Source organism: Shewanella polaris, from assembly GCF_006385555.1.
In the GTDB taxonomy this organism is placed as follows: Bacteria; Pseudomonadota; Gammaproteobacteria; order Enterobacterales; family Shewanellaceae; genus Shewanella; species Shewanella polaris.
The window spans coordinates 4,502,152-4,524,900 of record NZ_CP041036.1 but is presented as its reverse complement, the minus strand read 5'-3'; the positions used below and the strand labels follow the sequence as shown (position 1 = coordinate 4,524,900).

At 40.4% G+C, this 22,749-nt stretch carries 19 protein-coding genes; 9 read left to right on the top strand and 10 right to left on the bottom strand.

The window, feature by feature from the left end:
• Position 1: 1 nt before the first annotated feature.
• Genes FH971_RS19780 through FH971_RS19760 form a run of 5 tightly spaced genes read right to left on the bottom strand, consistent with a single transcriptional unit; the run spans position 2 to position 4,627 of the window.
• Positions 2-1,816: a bifunctional molybdopterin-guanine dinucleotide biosynthesis adaptor protein MobB/molybdopterin molybdotransferase MoeA gene (locus tag FH971_RS19780; protein WP_140235408.1), complete on the bottom strand. Its 1,815-nt coding sequence runs from the start codon at positions 1,814-1,816 to the stop codon at positions 2-4.
• A gap of 17 nt (positions 1,817-1,833) precedes the next feature.
• The gene (gene mobA / locus FH971_RS19775; RefSeq protein WP_137224358.1) at positions 1,834-2,424 is read right to left on the bottom strand and encodes a molybdenum cofactor guanylyltransferase MobA; all 591 of its coding nucleotides are present in this window, start codon (positions 2,422-2,424) and stop codon (positions 1,834-1,836) included.
• Positions 2,408-3,157, bottom strand: a complete 750-nt coding sequence (locus FH971_RS19770; protein WP_140235407.1) for an ABC transporter ATP-binding protein — start codon at positions 3,155-3,157, stop codon at positions 2,408-2,410. Before FH971_RS19770 ends, mobA begins: the two co-directional genes overlap by 17 nt.
• 1 nt (position 3,158) lies before the next feature.
• Positions 3,159-3,866 (bottom strand): ABC transporter permease, encoded by a 708-nt coding sequence (locus FH971_RS19765; protein ID WP_137224364.1) that lies wholly within the window; start codon positions 3,864-3,866, stop codon positions 3,159-3,161.
• Positions 3,863-4,627, bottom strand: a complete 765-nt coding sequence (locus FH971_RS19760; RefSeq protein WP_371833651.1) for an ABC transporter substrate-binding protein — start codon at positions 4,625-4,627, stop codon at positions 3,863-3,865. Before FH971_RS19760 ends, FH971_RS19765 begins: the two co-directional genes overlap by 4 nt.
• A gap of 354 nt (positions 4,628-4,981) precedes the next feature.
• Here FH971_RS19760 and FH971_RS19755 point away from each other — a divergent pair, with 354 nt between their 5' ends.
• Together FH971_RS19755 and FH971_RS19750 are read left to right on the top strand one after the other, a co-directional pair.
• A complete protein-coding gene (locus FH971_RS19755; protein WP_137224369.1) occupies positions 4,982-6,370 on the top strand; it encodes a sigma-54-dependent transcriptional regulator in 1,389 nt (462 codons plus the stop codon).
• Between the two features lie 56 nt (positions 6,371-6,426).
• Positions 6,427-8,517 carry a sensor histidine kinase gene (locus FH971_RS19750; RefSeq protein ID WP_137227381.1) on the top strand — a complete coding sequence of 697 codons (2,091 nt, stop codon included), beginning with the start codon at positions 6,427-6,429 and terminating at the stop codon, positions 8,515-8,517.
• Positions 8,518-9,031: 514 nt separating this feature from the next.
• Here FH971_RS19750 and FH971_RS19745 read toward each other — a convergent pair.
• Together FH971_RS19745 and FH971_RS19740 are read right to left on the bottom strand one after the other, a co-directional pair.
• Entirely contained in the window at positions 9,032-9,712 is a 681-nt protein-coding gene (locus FH971_RS19745; RefSeq protein ID WP_137224372.1) for a 7-cyano-7-deazaguanine/7-aminomethyl-7-deazaguanine transporter, read from the bottom strand.
• A 324-nt stretch (positions 9,713-10,036) separates the two neighbouring features.
• A complete protein-coding gene (locus FH971_RS19740; RefSeq protein WP_140235406.1) occupies positions 10,037-11,395 on the bottom strand; it encodes an isochorismate synthase in 1,359 nt (452 codons plus the stop codon).
• 350 nt (positions 11,396-11,745) lie between these two features.
• On the opposite strand from FH971_RS19740, the gene FH971_RS19735 reads away from it, so the two are divergent.
• The gene (locus FH971_RS19735; protein ID WP_140235405.1) at positions 11,746-12,939 is read left to right on the top strand and encodes a cyclic di-GMP phosphodiesterase; all 1,194 of its coding nucleotides are present in this window, start codon (positions 11,746-11,748) and stop codon (positions 12,937-12,939) included.
• Between the two features lie 261 nt (positions 12,940-13,200).
• Positions 13,201-13,383, top strand: coding sequence for a hypothetical protein (locus FH971_RS19730; RefSeq protein WP_140235404.1), 183 nt, complete (start codon positions 13,201-13,203; stop codon positions 13,381-13,383).
• Positions 13,384-13,453: 70 nt separating this feature from the next.
• On the opposite strand, the gene FH971_RS19725 is transcribed toward FH971_RS19730, so the two are convergent.
• Both FH971_RS19725 and FH971_RS19720 read right to left on the bottom strand, forming a co-directional pair.
• On the bottom strand, positions 13,454-14,392 hold the full coding sequence (locus FH971_RS19725; protein ID WP_140235403.1) for a YeiH family protein: 939 nt from the start codon (positions 14,390-14,392) through the stop codon (positions 13,454-13,456).
• Between the two features lie 446 nt (positions 14,393-14,838).
• Positions 14,839-15,357, bottom strand: a complete 519-nt coding sequence (locus FH971_RS19720; protein WP_240778410.1) for an aldolase/citrate lyase/malate synthase family protein — start codon at positions 15,355-15,357, stop codon at positions 14,839-14,841.
• A 147-nt stretch (positions 15,358-15,504) separates the two neighbouring features.
• Between FH971_RS19720 and FH971_RS19715 the strand changes: the two genes are divergently transcribed.
• The 4 genes from FH971_RS19715 (at position 15,505) to FH971_RS19700 (ending at position 21,027) form a co-directional block, all read left to right on the top strand.
• The gene (locus FH971_RS19715) at positions 15,505-17,034 is read left to right on the top strand and encodes a DUF3612 domain-containing protein (RefSeq protein ID WP_140235402.1); all 1,530 of its coding nucleotides are present in this window, start codon (positions 15,505-15,507) and stop codon (positions 17,032-17,034) included.
• A gap of 487 nt (positions 17,035-17,521) precedes the next feature.
• Positions 17,522-19,042 (top strand): acrylate reductase flavoprotein subunit ArdA, encoded by a 1,521-nt coding sequence (gene ardA, locus FH971_RS19710; RefSeq protein ID WP_137224390.1) that lies wholly within the window; start codon positions 17,522-17,524, stop codon positions 19,040-19,042.
• Positions 19,043-19,070: 28 nt separating this feature from the next.
• Entirely contained in the window at positions 19,071-19,430 is a 360-nt protein-coding gene (locus FH971_RS19705; protein WP_137224393.1) for a cytochrome c3 family protein, read from the top strand.
• A gap of 295 nt (positions 19,431-19,725) precedes the next feature.
• Entirely contained in the window at positions 19,726-21,027 is a 1,302-nt protein-coding gene (locus tag FH971_RS19700) for an anaerobic C4-dicarboxylate transporter (protein WP_140235401.1), read from the top strand.
• A 33-nt stretch (positions 21,028-21,060) separates the two neighbouring features.
• Here FH971_RS19700 and FH971_RS19695 read toward each other — a convergent pair whose 3' ends face one another.
• On the bottom strand, positions 21,061-21,927 hold the full coding sequence (locus tag FH971_RS19695) for a LysR family transcriptional regulator (protein WP_137224398.1): 867 nt from the start codon (positions 21,925-21,927) through the stop codon (positions 21,061-21,063).
• 119 nt (positions 21,928-22,046) lie between these two features.
• Here FH971_RS19695 and FH971_RS19690 point away from each other — a divergent pair, with 119 nt between their 5' ends.
• Positions 22,047-22,688: a TetR/AcrR family transcriptional regulator gene (locus FH971_RS19690; RefSeq protein WP_140235400.1), complete on the top strand. Its 642-nt coding sequence runs from the start codon at positions 22,047-22,049 to the stop codon at positions 22,686-22,688.
• The last annotated feature ends 61 nt before the right edge of the window (positions 22,689-22,749 follow it).

Sequence of the window (22,749 nt, the reverse complement as noted above, 5' to 3'; positions counted from 1 at the left end):
TTTACAGTAAACTAGCAAATGGCTGAATAAAAACAGATTCGCCTGCTGGTATCGTGGCAGTATCATCACCAATGACAATAAGGCAATTTGCATTGACCATAGAACTCAGCATTCCAGAGCCTTGTGCGCCTGTGGTACTAACGTGTATTTTGCCATCAGACCTAATCGTATAAATACCGCGTAAAAACTCAGTGCGACCTGTTTTACTGCGTAATGCATGTTGTGCAATTGCAGGCATAAACTGTGGTTGCCAATGAGATTCGCCAGCCAGTTTACGAATAGCAGGTTGCACAAACTGTAAAAATGCCACCATGACCGCGACAGGATTACCTGGTAATCCAAAAAATAAGCTTTGATCAATTTTTCCGACAGCGAGTGGGCGACCGGGACGCATATTAATGCGCCAAAAATGAGTGTCGCCGACATTGGCTAAGGCCGTTTTAATGTAATCTGCGTTGCCCACAGATACGCCACCAGAGCTAATCACCACATCTGCTTGTTTTGCAGCACTGCGCAATGTGTCTGTGAGCGTTTGTTCATTGTCTTCAATAATGCCTAAATCAATAACCTGACAACCAAGTTTCTTTGCCATTGATAATATGGTGTAACGATTGGAGTCATAAATGCAGTTTGGTTTCAGTGGTTGCCCTGGTTGGCTTACTTCATCACCCGTTGAGAATACCGCAACGACAGGACGTTCTATAAGGGGCAATTGGTTAAACCCAAGAGAGGCCAACAAACCGAGTTCAGCGGCGCCCAAGCGTGAACCAGCAGCGAGTGCAACGTCACCTTCAGCAATGTCTTCTCCAGCCAAACGAACGTGTTGACCTTCTACAACTTGTCCAGGTTCAAGTATGGTAATAATACTATCTTGTTCAGTGACCAATTCTCGCGCTTGAATGGTATCGGCACCTTGAGGAACCGTTGCCCCAGTCATAATGCGAACGGCTTCTCCTGCTTGTAATGTGGCAGAATAATGATGACCCGCAAGGACTTCACCTACAACTTTAAAAGATTGTGATTTTTTGAGATCTTGGAAAATAAAAGCATAACCGTCCATTGCCGAATTAGTTTGTTGTGGCACATTTACGGTAGAAATAATGTCATGCGCCAATACTCGGTTATCAACATCAATTAGGTTAAGTGACTCATTGCGGTTAATCGGAACAACTTGAGCTAATACGTTGGTAATACCTTGTGAAACAGAAAGACCATGTTGATCGTTAGGTGTTGCAGCTTGTTGTTCGCTACTGTTTATCGGTAACTGCACCGCAGCTGGCTGCCATGTCTGTTGGTAATTTTGTACAAAATCGGCAATCTGCGCCACGTTGTTCAAATCAAGGCGAGTTAATGAACTTGGCACTTTGGTCTCATCACAACACGCGATAGCGACAATGTTGTCATCGTGAATGTGGATTAGCGGTTTATTATGTGCAGCGCGATGTAATTCTATTTTAGGTAATGCCAGTTTTTTAAAACCTTCTACCAGTACAATATCTACTTTATCGGCTTCAATTTGACGCAGTAAGTGTTGCAATTGCGGGTCATCTTCAACGAGATCTTCAGTCATTAACGCCCAACGTACATGGGAGGCGACTAATACTTGTCTTGCTCCAGCTTTACGCATTTCAAAGCTGTCTTTACCGGGAATATCCACATCAAAATTATGGTGGGCATGTTTAATGACCGCCAAGCGTAAACCACGTTGGTTCAATAACGGGATCAATTGTTTCAGTAAGGTAGTTTTGCCGGTGCCACTGTATGCACAAAAGCCTAAAACCGGGATCGGCAATGGATTGGTAAATAATGTTGTCATGAAGTACCTCTACTGAATTACTTAGCGATTTTTTCTGCTATCCGGTGTTTCTGTTCTAACGTATTGATATTCACGAATGCATTGGGTTGATCGGCAAAACTCTCTACCACCACTTTATGTTGGCTATACCATAAAAATACTTTGCGATCGCCTCCATCCAAGAAAGCTTGCATCGATGGCGCTAGATGGGGTTTTAACAGTAATACAACCGGTTGTTCATATTCACCATCACTTGCAATAGCAAGGTCGGCCTGCTCTCGCTCTAAAGCCGCTAATAATCTTGCTACTAAGTCATCCGGTAACATAGGACAATCACAAGGTACAACAAGAAGATAATCTGCTTTAGTTTGCTTTAAAGCTGTAACCATTCCAGCTAAGGGTCCTAAATAACCACTATCTAGATCGCTAAGAACAGTATATCCCCATTGTTCATACTGTTCTTGGTTACGGTTGGCATTTATCATAATTCCATCGACTTGGCTTGTTAGCTTATCGATAGTGTGACAAATCATCGCTTGGCCATTAAGATCCACTAACCCTTTGTCATTGCCGCCCATTCGCCTTGCCATGCCGCCAGCTAAAATTACTGCATCAATTTGTGGTGCCATAATGAAATTCCGTTGTATTAGTCTGATGCACTGCCTCTACTCTAGGAACATGCATGCTGGTGTGAATGGTATTTTGTTGAATGTGCCAGCGTTGTTGGCATAACGCTGTTAAGCCACAGGTTTGATGGCTACTGATCAATAATCCTGTGCCGTCTTGCTTTAATTGATTAATCATCGCAACAACTAAACTCTGTGATTGTTTATCCATATTCGAAATTGGTTCATCAAGCATTAAGAGTTTTGGTTGCGCAATCCAAGCCCTTGCAATAGCAAGCCTTTGTCGCTCTCCGCCAGACAAATCACTGGCGTGGTGGCTAAGTAAGTCTGTTAATTGGGCCATATTAATCGCTTGGTCAATACGTTTTTTTCGTTGTTCTGGCAATAACGACCGTTGATCTAAAGCATAAGTTAAGTTGTACTTTACCGAACCTTCAAAAAGATAAGGGTGCTGATGCAAATAAACAGCCTTACCAAGAAGTGATTGAGTTCGCCACCAAGGGGCCTGCTTAAAACCATGACTATGAATTTGGCCCTTGCTTGGTGAAAGCAACCCTGCAAGGAGTTTCATTAAGGTGGATTTACCTGAGCCGTTGTCACCCTGTAGATAAATAACATCACCCTGACTAAAGCTAAGTTCATCAGCGTGAAATAAAATATTTTGATTAAACTGCATCAGGATATTCTTAGCCTGAATACTGACTGGCGATTTAACTGAATGATTAGCTAATTGCATCTTAATGACTCCTTGGGAGGGCCTTGCCTCGCAATGAACCCAAGATGAAGTTTAACACTAAGGCTAATATTAGTAACACTAGTCCTAAGGCAATTGCTTGAGCAAAATCACCTTTACTGGTTTCAAGTGCTATTGCAGTAGGGATATTACGAGTGACATTCATAATATTGCCACCTACCATCATAGAGCAACCCACTTCAGTCAAAATTCGACTAAACCCAGCAACAATTGCTAATAAAAGTGGTACTCGTAATTCACGGCATAATGTCCAAACCGCGTGTATCCATGAGGCGCCTAAGGTTCGTGATGTTTCCCAGGCTCGGCGATCGACACTGGAAAAAGCAGCTTGTGATAATGCTATCAATACTGGAGCACATATTAACATTTGGCCTAAAATCATTCCTTTTTGGGTAAATAGCCATTTTAAATCACCCAACACACCATTACGAGTCAGCAATAAATATACTAATAAACCGATCACTACAGTAGGAATAGATTGTAACGTTTGTACTAAGTTTGTGACTACCCAACGGCCTCGAAAATGGCTAAAGGCAAGGATGAAACCTAAGATAATCGACGGAATAATAGTGATCAATAACGCGACAAAAGACACCGAAAATGAGATGTTAATAATCGCCCATACATGAGGGTCAAAAGAGAGCAGCAAGCTAAATGCTTGCTGCAATAGGACTAACCAACCGTCACTCATTTTTTATAAGTTGCCTTAAACAATTGTTCTCCTTGTACTTTGTAATTATTAATCATAGTTTGTGTAGCTGGACTGATAAACCAATCGCTTAATGCTCTTGCACCTTTATGATTTAATTCTGGGTATTTTGCTGGGTTGATCAACATTATTTGGTAAGGGTTGGCTAATTTAGCGCCGCCTTCAAAATCAATATTCAGGTCTAGTTTAGCTTTATAGGCAATATATGTTCCGCGATCCGTTAATGTATAAGCTTGTAATTCATTTGCCATTAACAAGGTTTTACCCATGCCTTGGCCTACTGAAGTATAGCCTGCAAAATCAGGTGTAATTCCTGCCGCTTTCCAAATGATCAACTCTTTCATGTTGGTGCCAGAGTTATCACCACGAGAAACAAATTTACTTGGCTTATTAGCTATTTTACTGAATGCTTCTGTCACGTTTTTGCTAGACTTTATTGCTGCAGGATCATTTTTTGGTCCTAATACAACAAAATCATTTTCCATAATACCACGAGGTTCAATGCCGAAACCGTCAGCGATGAACTTTGCTTCTGCGTCTGGAGCATGAGTCATGACTACATCAACATCTCCCTGACTTGCCAGCTTTAATGCTTTACCAGTACCAGTAGCGATTACCTGTACAGTATAGCCTGATTCGGCTTCAAATTTAGGTAAAAGTGCACCGAGTAATCCTGAGTTTTCAGTACTGGTTGTCGTTGCTAATTTGATGACTTCATTTGCGAGTGTAACAGGGCTAAACATTGCTCCACTAAGTACTGAGGCCGCTAGCAGAATACTGACGCTTGTTTTTAGTTTTAACATTACCGCTCCTTGAGATATTAATAATCATGATGTTCATATTTAATCAATGTATAAAACTTAAGCTTGCTTTGCTTAATTGTTAATGCAATAAGCAAGTTAAATGCCAAACCGTTTTATTGCAAATACTGTTCACGCATAAAATCGAAACTGTGAACTTGCTCCCAAGCTGTGATAATTTATTCGAGACAAATTGTCCCACGATCACTTTTCTATGGTTCATAGTGACCTAGTCATAGATATTCGGTGATAGAGTGTTAACAAAGTACGTCAAAATGTCCAAATAAGAGTCCCGTTATGAGTCAAGATGAACATATTAACCCAGTAACTAAAACCACAATGTCAGTGCTTATTGTTGATGATGAACCTGGTATGCGGAGTTTTTTGATGAAAGCCTTGGCAAAGAAATTTGCACTGGTTGAAACCGCCTCCACAATTGCTCAGGCCGAAGAGTTACGCAGCCATGGTCATTTTGATTTATTGATTGTGGATATTCGTCTGCCAGATCGCTCTGGTATCGAATGGCATGAAGCACTTAATGAGCCGGACAGACAGTCTGATATTATTTTTATGACCGGCTACGCGGATATGGATGTGGCAATCAGAGCATTACGTGCTGGTGCATCTGATTTTATTATGAAACCGTTTCATTTAGAGCAAATGATAACCGCAGTTGATCGTTGTATTGAAAAACGTTTGCTTAAGCGCGAAAACTTTATGTTGAGGCGTGAATTATTACATGGACAATCATCCACTATTATCGGCAACAGCGAAGCCATTCGTGATGTCAAAGAAGTTATCGAGCGTATAGCACCCACAAACGCTGTCGTATTAATTGAAGGCGAATCTGGTACAGGCAAAGAGCTGGTGGCCAGACAATTACATCAGTTAAGTGGTCGAAGTGGTGCTTTTGTACCAGTGAACTGTGGCGCTATTGCCCCAGAATTACTGGCCAGTGAGCTGTTTGGTCATACCGCGGGTGCATTTACTGGCGCAAAAGGTAATCGTGAGGGATTATTTAGTTATGCCTCTGGCGGCACTATCTTTTTGGATGAAATTGGCGAAATGCCGATGAATATGCAAACTGCCTTATTAAGGGTGCTTGAACAACGGGCTATTCGCCCTGTGGGAAGTGAAAAAGAAATCGATATTAATGTGCGAGTTGTAGCAGCAACCAATCGATTATTAATTGATGAAGTAGAAGCTGGCCGCTTTAGGCGTGATTTATTTTACCGACTGAATGTGTTGAATATTGTTATACCTTCATTGCGATCGCGTCCAGAAGATGTCGTTGAGCTTACTCATTTTTTTACATTGCAATTGTCGCAAGAGCTGGGTATTAAAGATGTTATTTGGAGCCACGAAGACCTACAAGTACTGCAACAGTATGATTGGCCAGGTAATATTCGTGAACTACGCAATATGATTGAACGTTGTATTTTATTGGGAAAACCTCCTGCAGAATATTGGAAAAAGCCCGCATCCGTTGCTGTAAGCGATATTATGGGATACCCGTTAGATTGGCCGTTAAAAAAAGTAGAGAAGCAACATGTGACCCAAGTTGTTGATGGTCATAATGGTAATAAATCTGCCGCAGCACGTGATTTAGGCGTGTCTCGAAAAACGTTAGATCGTAAATATAAAGATTGGTTTAATACTGTAGAAGAACACTACGAGGATCAATAAACGTGGTGAATTCTACCAGTCTTTTTACACGCGTTTTTGGTATTAGTTGGCAGCAAATGCAAGCCAAAGTGCGCTATCGAATTTTATTCTTAACCTTGTTGCCGATATTATTAACCTTAGTGAGTCTAGTGTTTATTACTATTTATTGGAATGTAATATACACAGGTAACCAACTGTTTATGAAAGTAAAGGCAGATTTGGTTGTGGCTAACAGTTCTTTGTTGCAAGTGCAAAAACAGCAACAATATCAATTAGCGTCAATAAGTGAGTCATGGGATTTTCAACATGCATTTCGGATATTAAAAAACAGCGAGCAGCAACCAAATCCTGATGCGGTTAATACGATAAATATTCTATTATTACAACAGCAACAAGCGTTAGGATTAGATTTTTTACGCTTAATTAGTGTTGCAGATGCCGCAGGCGATCCAGACTTACGAGGAATGCTACATCAAAGCCAAAAGAAGGCATTTTCAGGGCTAATGGTATTGCCTGCAAAACGCCTTGAACGGATCAATGCCAATTTAGTTAAACAAGCCCAAATTACAATCATCCCAACACCGCATGCGCAACAGCCAAGCCAAAAGCTTGAAACGCGTGGTTTGCTCAGCCGAACCTTAGTACCAATAGCTGACCTGTCTGGAAATGTGTTTTGGTATTTAGATGGTGGAATATTATTTAATCATAATACTGTCATCGTCGACCATATTCGTGACTTAGTGTACGGAAAAGGCACATTACCTGAACGTTCAATCGGAACAGTGACAGTGTTTTTGGATAAAATCCGCATCAGTACTAATGTGCTGATGGAGCCATTTCCTAAGAATACTCAAAAACCTAACAGGGCGCTTGGTACATTAGTATCCGATAACGTTTATCAGCAAGTGCTCGTTGAAGGCCAAACGTGGATAAATCGTGCTTTCGTACTTAATGATTGGTATATATCCGGATATCTGCCTTTACTCGATGTACATGGAAAAAGGATTGGGATGGTTTATGCGGGTTTTTCAGAGTCTCCTTTTTTGCATAATTATTTACTCAATATTATCGAGCTAGGTACCATTTTAGTTTTCGTGTTGCTAATTTCAGGTTTACTGGTTTATCGTGGCGCCAATAGTTTACTCCAACCTATTGAATATATTCACCAAGTTGTTACCGCAGTACAATCTGGGCGTAATATCAGAATTGGTAAGTTAGGCTTAAATAGAGATAACGAACTGACCAAATTAGCAGAGCAATTTGACAGTATGCTTGATCAGTTACAACGACGTAATGCCCAAATTCAAGCGGCAGCAGAGCAACTTGAAATTAAAGTCGAACAGCGAACCCGCAGCTTACAAGATAAAACCGAAGAACTCGAACGCAATGTGGCCTTGTTACACGCGACAAGACAGCAACTGGTTACGAATGAGAAATTGACTGCGTTGGGAGAGCTTATAGCGGGTATTGCTCATGAAATAAATAATCCTACCGCCGTTATTCTGGGAAATATGGAACTACTTAAATATGAACTTGGTGACAATGTTGCAGTAGTTGAAGAAGAAATTGAATTGGTTATCCAACAAGTGGGCAGGATCACCACTATTATTCGTAGTTTGCTGCAGTACAGTCGCCCTGGTGAATTTAATGCACCTATAACATCACAACCCGTGACGCCGATTGTAGAAGAAATGCTGTTGTTAGCACGCCACTCTATTGAACAACAAGAAGTTAAGTTGATTAAGGAATTTACCGCAACAGGCTCTGTTGAAGTCAATCGACCTCAATTATTACAAGTACTGATTAACCTAATGGTTAACGCTGCCCATGCGATTGAAAATAAAGGTCGAATTTGGTTACGAACTTACGACTGGCTGGAAGATGGCAAAACTATTGGGGTAAAAATTGAAGTTGAAGATGAAGGTATGGGGATTACTAAAGACGATTTGAGCCGTATCTTTGATCCATTTTATACCACACGTAAAGATGGTACTGGCTTAGGCCTGTCTTTGAGTTATGGAATTATTAAACGACTTGGTGGCACAATTGAAGTGAACTCTACCGTCGGAAAAGGCACCATATTTACTATCGGACTTTATTCTAAAGCTAAAGATGATCAGCAGCTTGGGCCTTATGAAGGGCTACATTTTGGTGATAAACAGTCATAACTAAAAAATAGGCAAAAAAAAGCCGGGTGATTAACCCGGCCACAAAGAGTGTGTGAGCAATGTCGTGCTTGCGAACTCTGAAAACCAATTAAAGGTGATGAAGTCTTTAATTACTAAACCGAGTTTTGGAACGCCAGATAATAGTAATCATTCTCATTTGTATTTGCAAGTGTTTATCAACATTAATCTAATCTTTACATTAAACAGGCTGTAAAAAATTTTTACTATCTGATTTTAATGGGAAATATAGAGTATCGTGTGATGTATTTTGTGAGGTGTTGACTTAATAATGTAGGATGTCAGTTTTTTAAGGTCATCATAACGATGTCAAATCTTGAATTGTAACGGGCAACAAGGCACATCATTCCAGTGGTTAATACGTTCAAGCTATAGAGCTAAGTTGTCAATCGAGTTCTAGTTCTCATGTTATAAACATCGAATGAGCAAAACACTGCGACAACATACTTATTGGAGCTAGCAGTTGCTTTGCTCATCCACAAATCATCAAACCGTATTATTTAGATACTTGAATGACAACGTTGTCATTATCAGTGGTGGCACTCAATAAAATTTTGTCTTGCAGAACTTTCAATAGCACACCATACGCAGGTAAAAAAAGTCCCAGACTAACCAAAAGCTTAAAGGTGTAATCAACGCTGGCTATTTCTGGCCAGTGAGTCGCCATAAACGCATCATTTGAGGCATAAAATGCCACACTGAAAAACACTAAGGTATCGACCAAGTTGCCTATTAACGTAGATGCGGCCGGTGCAACCCACCATGCTTTTGCCTGACGCAATTTTGCAAATACCGTGATATCCATTAATTGGCCAATTAAGTAAGCGACAAAGCTGGCAAATGCGATACGAAATACAAAGCTGTTCCAGTCAGTTAAGGTTGATAAAGATTGTAATTGGCCTTGATGAAATAGCACGCCCACTAAATATGATACGACTAGTGCTGGCACCATAGCTTTGAGGATAATGCCTCTAGCGGCTTGTTGACCAAAAATTCTAACGGTTAAATCAGTAGCTAAATAGACAAACGGGAAGCTAAATGCACCCCAAGTTGTATGGAAGCTAAAAATCTGGAAGGGAAGTTGAACAAGGTAGTTACTTGCGCAAATAATTAATATATGAAAACTGACTAGTAACATCAGTGCACGGCGATATTTCGCCTGAGTTAACATCAACATATTGTGGCCTTTTTAATTGGGTTAGCACGGGGTGAGGGAACCCGCTATTGATTGATAGAGCAGTATTAGATGTTATTAAGCAAACGGCTTAGTGTGCTAATAAACATGCTAGGGACTGCCATAGAGAATATTATTTTTATTTTAGTCGAGCTAGTTTATCAATAGCGCTTACCTAAAATGCACCTTTTAAGGGTTATTTTAGCCAGTAATCTTTGGCTGGAGTAAACGCGGGGCAGGATGATAACACTTGTGTTACCCAAGCGAAAGCAGTACTCGATGTTTTGATATGACCTTAAAGGGCAACGCCTATAAGCTAGGATGATGTTAAAAATCGATTAAAATAGACAATACTGTCGCGAGTTTATTTTCCAGCTCTTGCCATTCTTCTTCAGGGTTTGAACCTGCAACAATTCCGGCACCGGCAAATAAATTGATTCTTCTTGGTTCGATTAGTGCACTTCTAATAGCAACTGAGAATTCAGATTCATGGTGATTTAAATAACCGCACGCTCCTGCATACCAACCTCTAGCATAACCTTCGCGTTGACGGATAAAGTTCAGTGCTGCATGACGTGGTAATCCCCCTACAGCAGGCGTCGGATGCAGTGCACGTAATAATTCAAAGTCACTTACGCCAGGGTTTAACTGCGCTCGGATAGAACGATGTAAATGTTGAATATGGTTTAATTTAAAGATTTTTGGTTGCTCATCAGCACCCACGTACTGACTTAGTGGGGTAAGCGCATCGACAATGTGTTTTCTGACAAGTTGGTTTTCATGGCTGTTTTTGCAATCGTCCAACAATGCTTGTGCCAGTATATTGTCCTCATCCGGATTTAACCCACGGACAGTCGTTCCTGCTAATGCTTCAGTAAATAGCTCTTGTTGACGGCGTAAATATAATCGTTCTGGAGAGCAGGAAATAAATGCGCGCTCAGGGCTAAACTGAAAGCCAAATTGAAAACTATTTGGATTACGGCCTTGCCAACATGCTAGAACAGCCCAAGGATCAATATTATCATCGACATCAATTTGGCTGTGGCGCGACAATACGACTTTAGGTGTTGATTGTATAAAATTGGCCTGAGTGACCTGTTCTACTAATTCTTTCCAACGTGAATAATTGGGTAAATCACTCCGGCTGATTAACGAGAGTTTGTTAAGCGGAGATAAAGGCTGTGGCTTTTGTATTGTTGCGATGGCATTTAACGCCGCTTGAATTTCATCTTCAAGATCATTATTTTCAAAGTTAAGATTCACTAATATCCTAACCTTGTTTCCATTACGGCGTAATTCAATTCTTGGCAGTATGAAATGTGCACGACCAAATTCTGGCCAGCACTCAACGCTGCGGTCAAACGCTAAGCCACCATAATAACGAATGTCTTGATGGTTAGTTTTATTACGTTGTTGTTGATAAATATTTGCCAGAGCATTGTCGTCAACTTGATCGGCAAAATAAAATGATTTGCATGAGCCTATGGCGGCAATATCTTCATCTCTATCACGTCCGTGCCAATAGATTTTTGGGTATAAGGTTTGGGCGCTTAACCAAGATATTAAGGGCAGTGCAGGCCCCTCAACAGAGAGTTGCACTATGGGATCACAGATCGGTACTAGGCGAAGTTGCTCAAGCTTAGCAATTAGCTCGCTAAATTGTGATGAAAAAAAGTGACCTGTCAATCTGAACCTCTCGTATAACAGCTGAGGGCTAACGTTAATAAACCAGTGAAATTGTGTCAATTGGTAAGATTAAAGCGTGTGATCTTAATTGCTAATATAGCTTACTCTTTACTGACATGGATGCACGACAAAGAATGTGACAGTAAATCATTCCATTTAATCAATAAAAGAGAAATAATAATAGTGATTATTTATGTTTAAAGTTTCGTCAGACATATTGAGTAAAAATGTGATTATAAGGCCGTATTCAAGTAAAAAACATAGATGATTTACTTAAAATAGTACAAAGTATAACAAGTCGTACATGACAAATATCTTATTCCTGATTTTAACGTAGAGTAATTTATACAATGAGTGATTCTGTAGAATCAAGCCATTTAATTAAAGTCCCCACAGATAAACTTGCGTTAGGCATGTTTGTGACAGCGATAGATCATCAACAAAGTAAAGTCGCTATTCGCAATCCAGGACAAATCAAACATCGTGATGCCATTTTAAAACTGAAAAAAAACAATATTCTGTCTGTGTGGGTTGATATTGATCGCTCTTCAGATACATGTGGATTAAAAAATACAGCGAAATCTAGTTCTGCGAGTAGCCTACTTGTTCGTAAACCGACGGTTACTCGGGATAGTCGACAAAGTCAGGCCAAAAATCTACTTGCTGAAGCCAAAGGGTTAATCAAAAAAGTGATGTCTGAAACTTTCGGCGGAAAAGCTATCGAAGTGAGTCAGTTTGAAGATATTGCAGATAAAATGATTGAATCAGTTATGGATGATCCTGATGCATTTAAGTGTATTTCTGCATTACGTACCAAAGATGCGTATTTACTTGAACATTCTATTAATGTGGCCTTCTTGTTGGTTACTTTTGGCAAGCACCTTCATCTTGAGCGAGAACTACTAAAGCAAATGGCTGTTGGTGGTATTTTGCATGATATCGGTAAAATTCAAGTCGACAACGAAATATTACACAAGCCAGGTAAGTTAACCCCAGAAGAATTTGAACACATGAAATTGCATCAGTTCTATGCAATTGAAATCATGAAAGAGACAAAAGGCTTATCACAAGTAAGTAAAGATGTGTGCCTAATGCATCATGAAAAACTTGATGGCCGCGGTTATCCTAACGGCTTAAAAGACGAAGAAATTCCACAACATGGACGTATGAGCTGTATTGTCGACATTTTTGATGCATTAACTGCAGCCCGTTGTTACAAAGAAGCCATGAGCCCAGCGGCAGCATTTAAAATTTTAATAAGCCTAACCCCATTTCATTTAGATCAGAAGCTTGTATATGAATTTATTCGTTGTGTGGGCATTTATCCTGTTGGTTCCATTGTACAGTTATCGGATCAACGAGTAGGGATTGTCTGGGACTCAAAAGGGCGTGATGCACTTAATCCTATTGTAAAATGTTTTTATTCTATTAAACATAAGCGCTATACCGAAGTTACAATGGTTGATTTGCTTAAATCTGAATTACATATTGAGAGAGGCGTATCGCCAGGCTCGCTCGATGTCGATCCTAGCCCATTTTACTAAGCAATCTATTTGATCATATTAAGATGTGCCGAATGGGTAAAGTCAGACGGCTTGCTCAATCCCATTTACCATTACGACTCCATCATATTTTTATGTATCAGTGTAAATGTCGGTAGCACAGGCGTGGGCTAACGCTAACTATAGTACTGTGAGCGCGCGTATTTTATCGTTCTGTTATTTCATAGTTAAATTTAATATTGGCGTAAGAGATCACTTTTCTTGAATAATATAATAGATTTTTATGATTATATTGGAGGGAAAATGACAGAGCATTTATTGTTACGTCGACTTAAAATAGCGGTTATGATCACTTTATGTATCATAGCAGTGATCGCATCGACTCAAACCGTCGGACTCACACGAGCATTGATTGAGTTGCTCGCATTTGGTGGGCTCATTTGGCTGGCGTTAACCAAACCCGATATGCCGCAAAATGACGCTTAAGCATTTTTCTAATCCAAGCACCTGCAATGCTTATAGTAAATAACCCCTCCGTAGTCTGTCTCTCTTCATATTAGCTAAAATTGACGATATAAGTTAACGAGGCCCCACCAATAGCAAGCCAAAGCAACACACCTAACAATAGTGGCTTAGGTCCATTAGCGCGTATTTTTTTTACTGTGATTGCCGCACCAATTAAGAATAAACACAACACTAACATTTGTTTAGACACAGTAAATAGAAGGCTATAAATCGGCTGACCTTGTGGTACAAAATAAGCGATGAGAATTGCGATGCAATAAAACACGATAAACAATGGAATGGTAATTTTTCTTTTATCACCACCAAAGGCAATGGCACTGATTAATGCAACAGGAATTATCCATAACGCTCTTGCCAACTTGATCGTTGTGGCGGTTTTAAGCGCTTCATCCCCATAAGAGGCCGCAGCCCCAACAACAGATGAAGTATCATGGATGGCAATTGCACTCCAAACACCAAAATCATATTGTGAAAGCTGCAATGCATGCCCGATGGTAGGGAATACAAATAACGCGATTGAATTAAGAATAAACACACAAGCTAAAGAGACTGCTATTTGGTCGTTTCTCGCATTAATAGCTGGCGCTACCGCAGCGATGGCACTACCACCACATATCGCAGTACCACAACTGATTAAATGACCTGTTTTGATTTCTAAGCCCACTAAGCGTGTTAATACAAAGCCTAAGGTTAACGTGAAAAAGATTGATCCGATAATAAGTCCGAGATTATGGCTACTGGCTGCAATGGCTTCAGGTAAATTGATACCAAATCCCAAACCGACAATAGAATAAGCTAATAGCTTTTTAGTCCATTTACTTAAATCGATACTCTCAGGAACCAATCCTACACTCGCTAAGGTAAAGCCAATAAGCAAAGCTACGGGAGAGGAGATTAATGGTGTGAGACAAACTAAGCCGATGGCGACAAATAACCATAATTTTACTGCTGTAGTTGATGGATTTGGCATGAGAGAGCACATCTAAAAAACAATGCAGTATTGTATCAAGTACGGTCCTTTCAAACGATCTTTACAACGGAGGTTTTTCTTCAATATCATCCAATGATCACAAGTTTTTACCTTGATTACGATAAAACAGGCAAACCAACTGCACTATTCGTTGATGGTTAATAGCCTCAGAAGTGAGCGAACTAGCATCATTAGCCATCAAACACTGCAATTGTGGGTGATGAAACTTCAAAAATTCAATCCTTGTAGAATCTATTAATTAGAGATTGCAACACTCACGAGTCTTTTGGCCATAATCTTCAAAGCTTAACACTCATTACAAACACTTTGTTGCAACAGCTTATTGTAATAATGAATGCACGACGAAAAACGAAAAGGCTTCTCACATATTAAATGGGAGAAGCCTTTCGATAATTATTAATAGCGAAGGTTATTGTTATAAGCTATTAACGTAAATGCAATGCATAGTCGCTACCATCTTTAGCGGTAAACACTTTACAGTTGCCTTCGATTGGCTGACAACCTGTATGGATTAAGCTAATCCACTGCTTGTATGGTGTTGGTAAATTCTTAATTGGAATCGCAACCTGAATGTCTTCAATATTGGCCTGGTCTGTGCTGCCCATTTCTCCTTGACGGTCGAAGCAAATCTCAACATGGGTATCATTATTCTTTAATACAACAGATGTCGGTTCACTTTTATGACCAGTCAATGCCACAAATTGACATGGATTTTGTAAGCCACACTGAGTGCCATCTTTTAAAAATGCGAGTAAGTGGGTGTAGTAAACCACATAACTACCTACATCTTGGTGTGAGCCATTCGTTAATGGAAATTGTGCATCCAAAAAGTCTTTTGCATTTGCAGTGCGATCCTGTTGATTGGTCGTTGCCACAAATTGCTCACCAATGAAGCGGTTAAGGTTTTGGGTTGCTGTATTGCTTGTTTGAGTAGACATATTCATAGCCTTATTCCTCTTCGTATTGTCGTAGGTCAGAAAACATTTTTAATTATTGTTTATCATTAAGTCTTGTTCGCAGCTTGATTTTTAGTCTATGCTATTTTTACAAACAATTTCACAATAAAAATTTTACAGTGTGAATTATACAAAATGAGAAATGAAAAAAGCTTAATGCGAAAGACCCATTTTTTGGGCACAAAGATAAGAAACTTGCGTAAACGCAATAACTTAACAATGGAAGACTTGTCTGCCCGCTGTGTACGTGTCGACTCAGGAAATGCACCGTCTGTGTCATACCTGTCGATGATCGAACGCGGAAAGCGAGTACCAAGCGCCTCTATGTTGGCGGTAATCGCGGCCGTTTTTCAAAAAGAAGTGGACTGGTTTCTGGATGATGTGCCAGACGATGAAGCAATTACACCCGAAAAAGGCAACAAAGGTGGCATTAGTGGTATGCCGCTTGAGCCAAGTTTTTTGTTTTCTAATGACATTCTTCAAATTGCCATTCCTGAAATGTTGTCGCAAACTGGCACCAGTGGGCGTCAATTTGCCCATTTGCTTATTCGCGCACACCAAGAGCATCATCAAAATCATTTTCCTGATTTAGAGCGCGCCGCCGAAGAAGTTGGCTTAAAACGCATGCCACTTGCTACCGAAGATATTTTAGATATTGCCAAAGGCGTGGGCTTAAAAATTAAATGGATCGATCGTGTTCCGCAAGAAGTTATCAACGAAATGGGCATAAACTCTAAGCAATTAGTGACCTCATTTTTTGAACCGCCGGGTACCATCTATATCAGTAATGTCTTGAAAAAGAGACCCAGCAGGTTGAAATACGATTTAGCTGTGCATATTGGCCATTGTGTTTTACATAATAAAGATGGCTTAAAAAGTGTGATGATGTCGGGCCGACGTGATGACTTTGATGATGCGCTCATTCCTCAATCTAACACCCTGAACGCGCAAGATATTTTGCATGCGTGGCGCGATTTCGAATCAAGCTTTTTTGCGGGTGCCTTATTGTGCCCTAAAGTACCATTTCGACAATTACTCGACCGTCATGGTTATGAAATTAGCGTGCATAAACAATTGCAAGTGTCGGCATCGGTTGCAATGCGCCGTATGACTGTGGTGTCACCTTACCCTCATTGGCATTATTTTGATGCCTATGCACCGGGCAAGTTAAAAGCTGTTTATCGTGGGAATGGCATTCCTTTGCCTTGGGGCAACATGCGGTTAGTGGAGGACCCGTGTCAGCATTGGGCTGTATTTAGAATGATCAGCGAACCTGTCGAAGGCACCTCTGCGCAAATATCGATTTTAAATGTGGGTAATGAACCGCGGATTTATTGCTGCGAATCAATAAAGGTCGATGACTCAGCGGGTAATCCGCATGTGTTATGTGCCGGCATAGATTTAAATCCAGCCATTGAGGCGCAAGGAAAGGATGCCCAATCGATTGCTAATGATCTTAAACAGGCCTGTGTCACTGGCGGCGGGGCTGTCGCTATTCCTAAGCATATTCAAAAAGATCTTAACAGCGTAGCTAAAATTCTTAATATTAACTGGATTGAGCGTGGCATTAAAAAAGATGCGCAGTTAATTTGCTCGCGTGGGGCTGTGTGTCCGCGTCAACCAAGCTGTTATGCCGCAGGGCGTAATTTATGCGAAGACAAATAGTTTTTGGGGTTCAATAGTGACTTGTTTAAGCCGCATCAACACTAGTTGATGTGGCTTAAAATAAGTATTTTTAATCGAATTTAATATTTTAAATTAGTAGGTTGCACTATATTACCTGCTTTAATTAACCTACTCAGTTAATGGTAAATTAATACCATTGCGCATTAACGCACAACACTGCCAACGATAACTCTCCCCACGTAATAATATGCGGATTATACCCATTTTGATTTAGATTAATGTTAAAGGTGTTCCGTGTCTGAAAAATTCTAGGTTAACAATCTAAGTCACTAATAATTGCCTTAATTAACATTTTGGACAGCAGTCCAAAATCCGTACCTCACAACAAATCTCTCTAATATTATACCTATAATTGATTACTTAACATCGGTTCGTTTTTTCATCAAACATTAACAATAGTTCCCATTTTGGAATTGATTCCAAGGATATGATGAATCGTCAATTATATAAAAAGGGGTGATAACCTATGAGCAATATAGATCTATTAGGGCGCCGTAAGTTTATTGCAGGTCTAGGTATTGCTGCTGGGGCAGCGGTAGTAGCACCAGCAATGGCAATGTCTGAAAAGGCTGACGGTGTTAAATGGGATAAAGAAGTCGAAATACTCATTATTGGTTCTGGTTTTGCAGGTTTAGCGGCCGCAATCGAAGCCACTAAACTGGGTGCAAAAGACGTTCATATTTTTGAGAAAATGTCATATTTCGGCGGAAACTCAGCGATTAATGGTGGGCTTTTTGCTGCGCCAGGAACACCGATGCAAAAGAAAGAAGGCGTTGAAGATTCTGTAGACAGAATGGTTGCTGACCAGATGTTATCTGGTCGTGGTGTCGCTGATGAGGTTTTATTGCGTCATATTGCATCTCACGCAGTTGAAGCATTGCAAATGACCTTAGACGCTGGTGCAGAATATCATCCATACCTACAACAGTTGGGCGGGCACTCGGTTGCACGTACCTATCAAACCGCAGTCAGTTGTGGTGCTGGTATTACCCAGCCAATGTATAAAGAGTGTAAGCGTATTGGCGTTAATACCCATAACCGTTCAAAATTCGAAGGGTTCCTCCTTGGCGATAAAGGCGAAGTTGTGGGCGTTAAAATGCGTAGCAATTACCACTTTGAAGAAGACCAGCCTGGTAAAGTGATGAACATTCGCGCTAAGCGCGGTGTGATTATGGCTACTGGTGGCTTTGCACAAAATGTTGATTTACGTATGGCTGAAGATCCGACCTTAACTGCTGAAGTGGGTTGTACCAACGCGCCAGGCGCAACTGGTGAAGGTATGCTTGAAATGTTCCGTTTAGGGGCTATTCCTGTGCATTTGGCATATATTCAGTCAGGCCCTTGGGCATCACCTGATGAAGGTGGCTTTGGTTACGTGTCTAACTATTCTATTTTCAACTTCCCACATTCAATTGCGGTTAACCGTTTAACCGGTAAGCGTTTTATGAATGAAATTGCCGACCGTAAAACTCGTGCAGATGCTGAGTTAAGTTGTCGTGATGAAAAAGGTAATGCATTACCGCCGATTTTAATCACCAGTTATAAAGATTCAAAAGTGCATCCCAATACCGAAAAAGTTATTAAGTACAATGTCGGTTGGAAATTTGATTCTGTGGAAGCATTGGCGAAACACTTTGATGTACCTTTAGAAGCATTAAAAGCACAAATTGCAGAATACAATGGTTTTGTTAAAACCGGCGAAGACAAGCAGTTTGCTAAAGATATGACTATGGCTAAAAACAAAATGATCGAAGCGCCATTTACTGTCGTTCGCTTATGGCCAAAAGTACATTACTGCCAAGGTGGTGTAAAAATTAACACTAAAGCCGAAGTGAAAGATAGTTTAACTGGTCAGTCGATTCCAGGCCTTTATGCCGCAGGTGAAGTCAGTGGTGGTATTCATGGTGTGAGTCGTTTGGGCAGTTGTTCTATCCCAGAATGTATGGTGATGGGCATGACCGCCGCTAGAAGTCTTATGAAAGTATAACTAGACCAGTGAACAAGAGGAATCATTAATGAAAAACTTTAATATCATACTTGGACTGGTACTACTTGGATTAACCAGTTTATCAGCGCAGTCAGTTGAAATCCGTGACTATCATAAAGACGTTATCGGTAACGACTGTAAAACTTGCCATGATAATGGCATCAAGCAGTTCCCATCAGACGAAGCCTGTTTGCAGTGCCATAATGTCGATGACTTAGCGAAACAAACTATGCCTGCTAATGAAGAAGACAAGTGGCAAAATCCACATAACAATCTTCATTACGGTAAAGATGTACCTTGCCAAGAATGTCATGGTGAACATACACCGAAAAAACAACCGTTATGCAATACTTGCCATACGTTTAAGTTTAAGGGTTATAAGGGATAAATTAGGTTATTTTGCTTAATTTTTATCACAAAATGCCAATCCTTGATTGGCATTTTTCATGTGAAATATATTGGTATAAACTTAAATTATTGTTTCGTGTTTTCTTTTCTTTGTCATCATGTTTCTTCTTTATAAAGTCTGCCTGTAATAATCAATTAATCTGTGCATCATTCAGTAAATTGATCCATGTCTATATTCCCTAAAGCTTAACAAGCTAGTATTCCGCTCTGGCACTCTGCTGGTCTATGTTCTGCAATTTAAAGCAGCAAATAACGTTTAATATTGAGTTTATTTTATGATGATTTTAGAAATAATCATTGTACTAGGAGTTATTTACTTCGGTGCAAGAATGGGCAGCATGGGGATTGGTTTCGCTGGTGGTGTTGGGGTATTAATTCTCACTGTAGGATTAGGGTTAACGCCTGGGGCGATCCCTATCGACGTTATGTTGATTATTATGTCCGTTATTACCGCCATTGCAGCAATGCAAGAAGCGGGGGGGATGGAATATTTAGTGTCGATAGCGGAAAAGTTTCTCCGTAAACATCCAAAACACATTACCTTTTTAGCCCCTGTGGTCACTTATTTAATGACCTTATTTGCCGGTACAGGCCATACGGCTTTTTCTACCTTACCTGTAATTGCCGAAGTAGCCAAAGAACAGGGCATACGTCCTTCTAGACCATTGTCTATTGCTGTTGTTGCCTCACAAGTTGCCATAACCGCTTCACCTATTTCGGCGGCAGTGGTGTTTTTATCAGGGATATTAGAACCTTTCGGGGTGGATTATTTAGTGCTGTTAGCCGTGTGTATTCCATCGACGTTTATTGCTTGTTTAATTGGCGCTGCTGTGGCGTCAATGTTCGGTAAACCGCTGGCACAAGATCCTATTTATCAACAACGTTTAGCCAGTGGATTAGTCAAAATACGGGGCAAAACTCAAGTTACACTTCAGCCTAGAGCCAAACAGTCGGTAGTGATTTTTTTAGTGGCGATTATGGCTGTGATGTCTTATGCCACCGCGATATCTGACAAAGTGGGGTTAATCGTCAATCCTGTATTGTCACGAGATGTGGCCATTATGCTGTTTATGTTGTCAGCCGCAGCGGCAATAACGTGGTTCTGTCGTATCGACGCCAGCAAGATTTCTAATGCGTCGACATTTAAGTCGGGTATGTCTGCATGTATTTGTGTGTTGGGTGTGGCATGGCTAGGCGACACTTTTGTGTCTAACCACATTGATGAAATTAAAGACGTTGCAGGAACGTTACTTCAAAGTCAGCCTTGGTTGTTATCTGTGGCGTTATTTTTTGCTTCAATGTTGTTGTATTCGCAAGGTGCAACCACCAAAGCGTTAATGCCTGCGGCGTTAGCCATTGGAGTGAGTCCATTAACTGCGGTTGCCTCATTTGCGGCGGTGAGTGCATTATTTGTATTACCGACTTACCCAACTTTATTAGCAGCAGTCGAAATGGACGACACGGGTTCAACTCGCATAGGTAAGGCAGTATTTAATCACCCATTTTTAATACCAGGTGTAGTGACCATTGCTTCAAGTGTGTTGCTGGCATTTTTGTTTGGCAGCTTCATGCTGTAAGGCATTATTGAACGTATAGGTTTTGAGGTTGGGCTAGTAGAGCTTATAGCCTTTGCGTTCGACATTGGCTTTAATTAAGTTAATTAATTGTATGGTTGCAGGTGTTTGAGTGTCTGGATTGAGGTAAAGCGACTCGTTAAATACAGGCAGTGGCGGTAAGCCGTACTCAATAGGATCTAAAATCTGCATCTGGTCACTAATTCTAAATTCGGCTACAGGTGCAACCACTAAATCATTCTCGACCGCCATGCATAAAGCCTCTGGTGATGGCGTGGACAGCAATACTTTAATAGGACGCATAGACAATTGATGATTAGCAAATACTTGGGCTCGAATAGGACAGTTTTCTGGGTATAGTCCTACCGGAATGGTTTTTCTCTGGTGGGCTTTCCCGTCAGATGCCGCAACCCAATGAAAGCGACGGGTAAATAGCAGTTCGCCGTTTGTTGGTAATTGCCAGTGAGTCGCCACAATGACGTCAAATTCACCTTGATGCAGTCGTTTGAATAAATTGCCACTCACGTCGGTATCGATAACTAATTCTATACTTGTAAACTCACGTATAAACTCTAATAAAAAACTATTTAGATAGCACTTTATAAAATCGGTAGGAACACCAAAGCGGATCACCTCATGATTTTGACCATCTTTTAACTCATCGAGCGCTTGCGAGCTAAGTTGCATCATTTTATAAGCATAGTTAAGCAGCGTTTCACCTGACTCTGTCAAGGTGACACCTTTGTTGTCTCTTATTAGTAAAGACTGGCCGACACTTTCTTCAAGTTTTTTAACTTGTAGACTGAGTGCTGATTGGGTTCGGCAAATTTTATCGGCTGCTTTGGACAAGTTGCCACATTCAGCGATAGCGATAAAACTTTCAAGTAATTCAATTTTTAACATGGGCTATTGAATAAGTTCATAGTGGTATCAGTATTACTCAATTTGCGCTATCCACAAAGCTTGCTATGGTGTAAATGTGAAGTTGAAAAGATTTCATCTAAAGCTTAATGGAGTCGAGTATGAGTAGCTGGGAAAAACGTGGTAATTACTTAATTGAAGTGTCGCAACGTTGCCTTAAAGGCCACAAAACCTTTGATTTGTGTCGCTCGCATTTAGTCCAAGCCAGTCAAATATCTAAAGGCACTATTTATAATCATTTTACCTCAGAGGCCGACTTAATTGTGGCCGTTGCTTGTGCCGATTACCGCCGCTGGTTAACTCAAGCAGAACTCGATACACAGCAGTATAAAGATCCCTATTTACGCTATATTTTTCATCATTGCCAACGTTTGTATCACATCTTACTTGAGCAATCTTTTGTTATTGCCAGAGTTATTCCTAATGAGTCAATATTAATCCAAGCTGGCGATTATTACCGTGATCGTTTTGATCGGGTGCTTAAGCAGTATCAACAATGGAATGCACAAACCCTGACAGAAATTGGTGTGGTGGATGGATTTAATCGTAACGAGTTGCTTTGTGACTATTTGCGTGGTGCGATGATTAACAGTGACGATGCACAAAAACATTACAACGATGCCGAAATGTATTATCAATTTAGCTACGCCATGACCCAACTAATGGGTCACTCTCACAAACGTATGCCCACAATTAAAGTATTTGTCCAGTGGCTTGCTGATAAACAAGAATCGAAAGGTTGAGATCAAAGGTTATTCTCAAATAGAAATATGAGTTCTAATTATTAAATCTCAACGTTTATTG

Excerpts from the sequence above, each read along its gene's own strand:
- FH971_RS19780 (WP_140235408.1), bottom strand. The coding sequence starts at position 1,816 with ATGACAACATTATTTACCAATCCATTGCCGATCCCGGTTTTAGGCTTT.
- mobA (WP_137224358.1), bottom strand. The coding sequence starts at position 2,424 with ATGGCACCACAAATTGATGCAGTAATTTTAGCTGGCGGCATGGCAAGG.
- FH971_RS19770 (WP_140235407.1), bottom strand. The coding sequence starts at position 3,157 with ATGCAATTAGCTAATCATTCAGTTAAATCGCCAGTCAGTATTCAGGCT.
- FH971_RS19765 (WP_137224364.1), bottom strand. The coding sequence starts at position 3,866 with ATGAGTGACGGTTGGTTAGTCCTATTGCAGCAAGCATTTAGCTTGCTG.
- FH971_RS19760 (WP_371833651.1), bottom strand. The coding sequence starts at position 4,627 with ATGTTTAGCCCTGTTACACTCGCAAATGAAGTCATCAAATTAGCAACG.
- FH971_RS19755 (WP_137224369.1), top strand. The coding sequence starts at position 4,982 with ATGAGTCAAGATGAACATATTAACCCAGTAACTAAAACCACAATGTCA.
- FH971_RS19750 (WP_137227381.1), top strand. The coding sequence starts at position 6,427 with ATGCAAGCCAAAGTGCGCTATCGAATTTTATTCTTAACCTTGTTGCCG.
- FH971_RS19745 (WP_137224372.1), bottom strand. The coding sequence starts at position 9,712 with ATGTTGATGTTAACTCAGGCGAAATATCGCCGTGCACTGATGTTACTA.
- FH971_RS19735 (WP_140235405.1), top strand. The coding sequence starts at position 11,746 with ATGAGTGATTCTGTAGAATCAAGCCATTTAATTAAAGTCCCCACAGAT.
- FH971_RS19730 (WP_140235404.1), top strand. The coding sequence starts at position 13,201 with ATGACAGAGCATTTATTGTTACGTCGACTTAAAATAGCGGTTATGATC.
- FH971_RS19725 (WP_140235403.1), bottom strand. The coding sequence starts at position 14,392 with ATGCCAAATCCATCAACTACAGCAGTAAAATTATGGTTATTTGTCGCC.
- FH971_RS19720 (WP_240778410.1), bottom strand. The coding sequence starts at position 15,357 with ATGAATATGTCTACTCAAACAAGCAATACAGCAACCCAAAACCTTAAC.
- FH971_RS19715 (WP_140235402.1), top strand. The coding sequence starts at position 15,505 with ATGAGAAATGAAAAAAGCTTAATGCGAAAGACCCATTTTTTGGGCACA.
- ardA (WP_137224390.1), top strand. The coding sequence starts at position 17,522 with ATGAGCAATATAGATCTATTAGGGCGCCGTAAGTTTATTGCAGGTCTA.
- FH971_RS19705 (WP_137224393.1), top strand. The coding sequence starts at position 19,071 with ATGAAAAACTTTAATATCATACTTGGACTGGTACTACTTGGATTAACC.
- FH971_RS19700 (WP_140235401.1), top strand. The coding sequence starts at position 19,726 with ATGATGATTTTAGAAATAATCATTGTACTAGGAGTTATTTACTTCGGT.
- FH971_RS19695 (WP_137224398.1), bottom strand. The coding sequence starts at position 21,927 with ATGTTAAAAATTGAATTACTTGAAAGTTTTATCGCTATCGCTGAATGT.
- FH971_RS19690 (WP_140235400.1), top strand. The coding sequence starts at position 22,047 with ATGAGTAGCTGGGAAAAACGTGGTAATTACTTAATTGAAGTGTCGCAA.